Origin of the sequence: Dactylosporangium maewongense, assembly GCF_039531485.1 — a bacterium.
GTDB lineage: Bacteria > Actinomycetota > Actinomycetes > Mycobacteriales > Micromonosporaceae > Dactylosporangium > Dactylosporangium maewongense.
The window spans coordinates 409,255-416,669 of the sequence record NZ_BAAAQD010000008.1; the positions used below are offsets into that span (position 1 = coordinate 409,255).

At 71.5% G+C, this 7,415-nt stretch carries 5 protein-coding genes; all 5 read left to right on the top strand.

Annotation, left to right across the window (positions count from 1 at the left end; translation table 11 throughout):
- Positions 1–156: 156 nt before the first annotated feature.
- The 5 genes from ABD332_RS22580 (at position 157) to ABD332_RS22600 (ending at position 6,363) form a co-directional block, all read left to right on the top strand.
- Entirely contained in the window at positions 157–2,733 is a 2,577-nt protein-coding gene (locus tag ABD332_RS22580; RefSeq protein ID WP_344504040.1) for a galactose-binding domain-containing protein, read from the top strand.
- 136 nt (positions 2,734–2,869) lie between these two features.
- Positions 2,870–3,697: an ABC transporter ATP-binding protein gene (locus ABD332_RS22585; RefSeq protein WP_344503990.1), complete on the top strand. Its 828-nt coding sequence runs from the start codon at positions 2,870–2,872 to the stop codon at positions 3,695–3,697.
- Positions 3,694–4,491, top strand: coding sequence for an ABC transporter permease (locus ABD332_RS22590; RefSeq protein WP_344503991.1), 798 nt, complete (start codon positions 3,694–3,696; stop codon positions 4,489–4,491). Before ABD332_RS22585 ends, ABD332_RS22590 begins: the two co-directional genes overlap by 4 nt.
- Positions 4,488–5,627 carry a sensor histidine kinase gene (locus ABD332_RS22595; RefSeq protein WP_344503993.1) on the top strand — a complete coding sequence of 380 codons (1,140 nt, stop codon included), beginning with the start codon at positions 4,488–4,490 and terminating at the stop codon, positions 5,625–5,627. Before ABD332_RS22590 ends, ABD332_RS22595 begins: the two co-directional genes overlap by 4 nt.
- Before the next feature lie 100 nt (positions 5,628–5,727).
- Entirely contained in the window at positions 5,728–6,363 is a 636-nt protein-coding gene (locus tag ABD332_RS22600; RefSeq protein WP_344503994.1) for a response regulator, read from the top strand.
- The last annotated feature ends 1,052 nt before the right edge of the window (positions 6,364–7,415 follow it).

Genomic DNA, 7,415 nt, shown 5'->3' on the forward strand with positions numbered 1-7,415 from the left:
CCGCCCAGCTCGCGGCCCCGCCACGTCCCCCGACTGACAGGCAGGATCATGAAATTTCCGCGTTTGTCGCGTTATCCCGCGGCGCATGCGCCCGCTGATGCGCCACCGCGGCGCAACGGTCTGCGCCGCTGGCTGCTCGGTGGCGCCGCCACCCTGATGCTCTCCACCGCCGTCGCCGCGATCGCGCTGCCCAACGCGAGCGCCGCACCCACCCTGCTGTCGCAGGGCAAGCCCACCACCGCCTCCTCCAGCGAGAACGCCGGCACGCCGGCGACCGCCGCCACCGACGGCAACACCGGCACCCGCTGGGCCAGCGCCTTCGCCGACCCCCAGTGGATCCAGGTCGACCTCGGCGCGCCCGCCGCCCTGTCGCAGGTCGTGCTCAACTGGGAGGCCGCGTCCGGCAAGGCGTTCCAGATCCAGATCTCCAACGACGCCGCGACCTGGACGCAGGTCTACAGCACCACCACCGGCGCCGGCGGCACCCAGACGCTGAACGTCACCGGCACCGGACGCTACGTGCGGATGTACGGCACCCAGCGCAACACCGCCTACGGCTACTCGCTGTGGGAGTTCCAGGTGTACGGCGAGTCCTCGCCGACCGGCCAGACCTGCGGCCCGACGAACCGCGCGATCACGCGCCCGGTCACCGCCTCCTCGACCGAGAACGCCGGCACGCCCGCCAGCGCCGCCGTCGACGGCAACACCGGCACCCGCTGGGCCAGCGCCGCCTCCGTCCCGCAGTGGATCACCGTCGACCTCGGCGCGTCGTACCAGCTCTGCCGGGTGGTCCTGCGCTGGGAGGCCGCGTACGCCAACGCCTTCCAGATCCAGGTCTCCAGCGACAACGCCGTCTGGACCACGATCCACTCGACCACCACCGGCACCGGCGGGGTCCAGACGATCGACGTGACCGGCACCGGCCGCTATGTTCGGGTCAACGCCACCGCCAAGGCCACGCAGTGGGGCGTCTCGCTGTGGGAGTTCGAGGTGTACGTATTGGGCGGCGCCAGCCCGTCGAGCAGCGGTCCCACGAGCAGCGGGCCGATCGAGACGCCCGACCCGAAGAACCCCAACTTCGGCCCCAACGTCTCCGTCTTCGACCCGTCGCAGCAGGCCGCCGCGCAGGCCCGGCTCAACCAGATCTTCGCCGGTCAGGAGACCAACCAGTTCGGCACCGAGCGCTACGCGGTGCTGTTCAAGCCCGGCAACCACACCGTCGACGCCAACGTCGGCTTCTACACCCAGGTCGCCGGCCTCGGGTTCTCACCCGACGACGTCAACATCAACGGCCACGTCCGGGCCGAGGCCACCTGGTTCGGCGGCAACGCCACCCAGAACTTCTGGCGCGGCGCGGAGAACCTGTCCGTGACCCTGCCGAACACCGGCAACGGCGTGCAGGTCGAGCGCTGGGCCGTCTCGCAGGCCGTGCAGTACCGCCGCATGCACCTGCGCGGCGGCAACAACGAGATCCAGCTCTGGAACGGCGGCGACGGCTGGTCCTCCGGCGGCCTCATGGCCGACACGAAGGTCGACGGGCGCGTCGTGTCCGGTTCGCAGCAGCAGTGGTACACCCGCAACAGCGAGCTCGGCAGCTGGGCCGGTTCCGTGTGGAACATGGTCTTCCAGGGCGTGCAGGGCGCCCCGCCGCCGAACTTCCCGAACCCGTCGCACACGGTGATCAACCAGACGCCGCTGCAGCGGGAGAAGCCGTTCCTCTACATCGACGGCACCGGCACCTACCGGGTGTTCGTCCCGGCGCTGCAGAGCAACACGACCGGCACCAGCTGGTTCGGCAAGACCCCGGCGGGCTCGTCGATCTCCCTCGACCAGTTCTTCATCGTCCGCCCCGGGCACACCGCCGCGCAGATCAACGCGGCGCTCGCCGCCGGCCGGCACCTGCTCGTCACGCCCGGCGTCTACCACCTCAACGCGCCGCTGCAGGTGAACAACCCGAACACGGTCGTCCTCGGGCTCGGCCTCGCCACGTTCGTGCCGGACAACGGCGTCACCGCGATCAAGGTCGCCGACGTCGACGGCGTCAAGCTCGCCGGCCTGCTCATCGACGCCGGCACCGTCAACTCGCCGACCCTCGTCGAGCTCGGCCCGGCCGGCTCCTCGGCCTCACACGCCGCGAACCCGACCTCGCTGCACGACGTGTACTTCCGCGTCGGCGGCGCCCACGTCGGCAAGGCCACCGTCAGCCTGCAGGTCAACAGCAACAACGTGATCGGCGACCACATGTGGATCTGGCGCGCCGACCACGGCAACGCCGGCACCTACGGCTGGAACATCAACACCGGCCAGAACGGCATGGTCGTCAACGGCAACAACGTCACGATGTACGGGTTGTTCGTCGAGCACTACCAGCAGTACCAGGTCATCTGGAACGGCAACGGCGGCCGCACGTACTTCTTCCAGAACGAGATGCCCTACGACCCGCCGAACCAGGCCGCCTGGATGAACGGCTCCACCCGGGGCTGGGCCGCCTACAAGGTCGCCGACGCCGTCACCACGCACGAGGCGTACGGGCTGGGCAGCTACTGCTACTTCAACGCCAACCCGGCCGTCGTCGGCGAACGCTCCTTCGAGGTCCCGGTCAAGGCGGGCGTCGCGCTGCGCAACATGGTCAGCGTCTCGCTCGGCGGCGTCGGCACGATCAACCACGTCATCAACAACACGGGTGGTCCGGCCAACACGGCCAACCAGATCATCTACGTGACGAGCCTCTAGCGCTTTATCCCCTGCCGAGCCGGAGGACCTACCCGCCCAGGTCCTCCGGCTCGGCGCTTGTCCACCGACCGGTTGACAGCCGGCTTCAGTCCTCCGGTCGTCCCGCGGCAGGGTGTGTACGCGTTTCGATGTCCTCATGACACCGATCGAAGTGCACGGGCTGCGCAAGGCGTACGGGGGCATCCCGGCCGTCGACGGGATCTCCCTCGCCGTCGGGCCCGGGGAGATCTTCGCCCTGCTCGGGCCCAACGGCGCGGGCAAGAGCACCACCGTCGAGATCCTCGAAGGCCACCGTCGCCGCGATTCCGGTGATGTACGGGTGCTGGGCGAGGACCCGTTCTCCGCCGGCCGCCGGTGGCGGTCCCGGATCGGGATCGTGCTCCAGACCGCCACCGACGCCGCCGACCTCACGGTTCGCGAGACCGTCCGGCATTACTCGCGCTTCTACCCTGCTCCGCGCGACCCTTCGCTCGTGCTCGACCTCGTCGGGCTGTCGGACAAGGCCGGCGCCCGGGTGCGGACGCTGTCCGGCGGGCAGCGGCGCCGCGTCGACGTCGCGCTCGGCATCATCGGCAACCCGGCCCTGGTCTTCCTCGACGAACCGACGACCGGCTTCGACCCCGAGGCGCGGCGGCAGTTCTGGGCGCTGATCCGCTCCCTCGCCGCCGACGGGACCACGGTCCTGCTCACCACCCACTACCTCGAAGAGGCCGCGGCGCTCGCCGACCGGCTGGCCATCATCGCGGGCGGGCGGATCGTGGCCGCCGGTACACCATCCACTGTGGGCGGACTGGCCCGGGCGCAGACCACCGTCACCTGGCGCGACGGCACCGGCCTGCACGAGGTGCGCACCGACTCGCCCAACAGCGTCGTCGCCGCGCTGCCGCCCGACGCCCTCGACCTCCAGATCCGCCGCCCCAGCCTGGAAGACGTCTACCTCGACCTCATCGGAGCCCGGTCATGACCATGCCGTCCACGCTCGCCATGGGCCGCTCCCGCGGCTTCGTCGAGGTCCTCCAGCTGATCCGGCAGAAGGACGCGGTCATCTTCACGTTCGCGTTCCCGGCGCTGCTCACGATCCTGCTCGGGCTCATCTTCGACGCGCCCGTCTCGCCGGGGTCCCCGACCACGCACAGCCAGGTGTTCGCCGCCGGCATGATCGCCTACGGCATCCTGTCCACCGCGTTCATCTCCATGGGCGTCGGCATCGCCGTCGACCGCGAGGACGGCACCCTCAAACGCCTGCGCGGCACGCCCGTCACCGCCGGCGCCTATTTCATCGGCAAGATCGTGCTGGTCTTCTTCGCCGCCCTCTTCGAGGTGCTGTTGCTGCTGCTGGTCGGTGTGCTGCTCTTCGACCTGCCGGTGTTCTTGAGTGTTGATCGTTGGTTGAGGTTCGGCTGGCTCCTGGTTCTGTCGGTGGTCGCCTGTACTCTGCTGGGCATCGCCGCGTCGTCGCTGGCCCGCTCGGCCCGCAGCGCCCCGGCGGTGCTCAACCTGCCTGTCCTGGTCCTGCAGTTCACGTCCGGCATCTTCGTCCACATCGCCGCGCTGCCATCGGCGATGGTCAACGTCTCGGCGCTGTTCCCCGTCAAGTGGATGGGGCAGGGATTCCGCTCGGTGTTCCTGCCCGACGCCCTCGCCGCGCAGGAGGTGGCAGGTTCATGGGAGCCCGGCAAGACCGCCCTGGTCCTGGGGGCGTGGTGCCTGATCGGCCTGGTCCTGAGCCTGCTGACGTTCCGCTGGTCGCGCCGGTGACGTTCGGCCTGTGGGACGCGCTGCACGTGGCGGTCGTGGGGTCGGTCGTCGGCTTCATGCTGGCCGACCCTCCCGGCTCCGTGCTCGCGTGCGTGCTGGTGGTGGCGTGCCTCGGCTGGTATCTCGTGTTCCGCCTCGTGCAGTTCGCCACGCCGCTCTTCGTGGCGGTGCTGGCGCTGCTGCACCTCACCGCGGTCTGGCTCGACCACACGGCGGCGTTCGCGCTCTTCGCATGGGCCGCGATGCTCTTCGCCGCGCTCCCGCTGCGCCCTGCCATCGCGGTCGTCGCCGTCCTCGACCTGGTCCCGGTGCCGCTGGCCTACCTGCGCGACGGCACCTTGACCCGGGTCCACGGCCTGATCCCGCTCACCGTGCTGGGCCTCGCCTTCGCGATCGTCTCCGGCACGTACATCGACCGGCTCGCCGACCAGAACGAGGAGCGGGCCGCGATGATCGCCGAGCTGTCCGCGAGCCGCGCCGAGGTCGCCCGCCTCTCCCACGAGGCCGGCGTGCTCACCGAGCGGGCCCGCCTCGCCGCCGAGATCCACGACACCCTCGCGCAGGGCTTCACGAGCATCATCGCCCTCGCCCAGGCCGCCACCGACCCCGCGCAGACCGCGCGGCGCCTCGAGCAGGTGGTCGGCACCGCCCGCGACAACCTCGCCGAGGCGCGCGCCCTCGTCGCCGCCCTCAGCCCCGCCGACCTGCACACCGCGGGCCTCGTCGCCGCGGTCCGCCGCCAGCTCTCCCGCCTGGCGGCCGAGACCGGCATCCGCACCGCCTGCCACCTGCCGTCCCCCGCCGGCGCCCTCATCGACCTGCCGACCGCGCGGCAGGTGGTGCTGCTGCGCTCCCTGCAGGAGGCCCTGACCAACGTCCGCAAACACGCCGGCGCCACCACCGTCGACGTCTGGCTCACCACCACCGGCACCTCGGTCGTCCTCACCGTCACCGACGACGGGGCCGGCTTCACTGCTCCTTCTTCTGGTTCCGCCGTCGCATTCAGCGTTCCGGGTGCACCCGCCGCCGGTTACGGCCTGGCCGGCATGCGCGCCCGGGTCGAGGACGCCGGTGGCACCTGCACCATCGAAAGCCGCCCCGGCGCCGGCACCACCATCACGGTCGAGCTGGCATGACCCGCGCACTCCGCCCGCTTTACGGGGCTCCGGCTGAAATGATCAATGCCATGCCACCCGTCTGCGCCCCCGCTGTCTCCACGGCTTCTTTGGGCCTGGCATGATCCGCGTCCTGCTGGTCGACGACCACCCCGTCGTCCGTGACGGCCTGCGCGGCATGCTCGAGTCCGAACCCGACCTGACCGTCGTCGGCGAAGCGGGCTCCGGCGACGAGGCCGTCACTGCCGCCCACACCCACCGCCCCGACGTCATCCTCATGGACCTGCGCATGCCGGGCCTCGACGGCGCCGGCGCCACCGACCGCATCCTCGCAGCCCTGCCACAGACCCGCGTCGTCGTCCTCACCACGTACGACACCGACGCCGACATCCTCCGCGCCGTCGAAGCCGGAGCCAGCGGCTACCTGCTCAAGGACGCCTCCCGCACCGACCTCACCACCGCCATCCGCGCCGCCGCCCGCGGCGAGACCGTCCTGGCCCCGTCCGTCGCCGGCCGCCTCGTCCAACAGATCCGCAACCCGCCCCAGCCCCCGATCCTCTCCACCCGCGAGCTGCAGGTCCTCTCCCTCGTCGCCACCGGCGCCACCAACGCCGACATCGGCCGCACCCTCCACATCACCGAGGCCACCGTCAAGACCCACCTGCTCCGCACCTTCAACAAGCTCGACGTCAGCGACCGCACCGCCGCCGTCACCACCGCCATGTCCCTGGGCCTGCTTTCCCAAACCCGCCCCTGACCCCCGGACACCCAACCCCCCGGACCCCTGGACAACCCCACCACCCGCACCGTCAGCCACGTCAACACCCGTGGCACCCCACCGAACCAGTTCCCCTCGCGACTTCCTCCTGCATCGGCCGATCGCCCGCAGCCCTCGCACCCGTTACCCCCGCGCTTCTCCACGACCATTGCCCCGCGGGGCTTGCTCCTGTCCATGTCGACCGTGCCAGCGCGTCGCGAGGACCCCGCTGATCGCCCACGGTTCCCCGCAGCCCCGCCAATCGCCTCTGCTTCTCCACGGCCATCGATCCCATGGACCTGTTCCTGTCGGTGTTGACCCACGCGGGCGCTTCGCAGGCCCGTCGGCTGCCTGCGACTCCCGCACCCCGCCGACCACATCGCTCTCCGACCCGTCGCCCGCGCGGACAGACACAGACCCACCCGTGCCCGAACCCTGACTGGGCAGCCCCTGTCCGTGCGCCAACGCGAACGCTCAACGTCGGCATCACACACGATCCAGCGTCACCGACCCGCCGCACCCGCCAACCGACCCGACCGCCACATACGCCGGACGGTTCGGCCGAGGCCTGCCAGGTGCTGCCCGCTGACCCGCCCACCGAGCCCAGCCCGCCAGCCCGCCGCCCACCAGGTTCCTGCCTGCCGGCCCGCCGTCGGTCTGTTCCTGCCTGCCGGCCCGCCGTCGGTCTGTTCCTGCCTGCCGGCCCGCCGTCGGTCTGTTCCTGCCTGCTGGCCCACCGCCCGTCGGGTTCTGCCTGCTGCCCGCCGTTCGGCCGGGTTCTGCCTGCTGCCCGCCGTTCGGCCGGGTTCTGCCCGCTGGCCAGCCATCCATCGGGCCCAGTCGCTGGCCCGCGGCCCGTCGGCTCTGTCCGCTGGCCTGCCATCTACCGGGTCCAGCCCGCCGCCCGCTGCCCGCCGGGCTCTGCCCGCTGCCCGCCGGGCTCTGCCCGCTGCCCGCCGGGCTCTGCCCGCTGCCCGCCGGGCTCTGCCCGCTGCCCGCCGGGCTCTGCCCGCTGCCCGCCGGGCTCTGCCCGCTGCCCGCCGGGCTCTGCC

Excerpts from the sequence above, each read along its gene's own strand:
- ABD332_RS22580 (WP_344504040.1), top strand. The coding sequence starts at position 157 with ATGCTCTCCACCGCCGTCGCCGCGATCGCGCTGCCCAACGCGAGCGCC.
- ABD332_RS22600 (WP_344503994.1), top strand. The coding sequence starts at position 5,728 with ATGATCCGCGTCCTGCTGGTCGACGACCACCCCGTCGTCCGTGACGGC.
- ABD332_RS22585 (WP_344503990.1), top strand. The coding sequence starts at position 2,870 with ATGACACCGATCGAAGTGCACGGGCTGCGCAAGGCGTACGGGGGCATC.
- ABD332_RS22590 (WP_344503991.1), top strand. The coding sequence starts at position 3,694 with ATGACCATGCCGTCCACGCTCGCCATGGGCCGCTCCCGCGGCTTCGTC.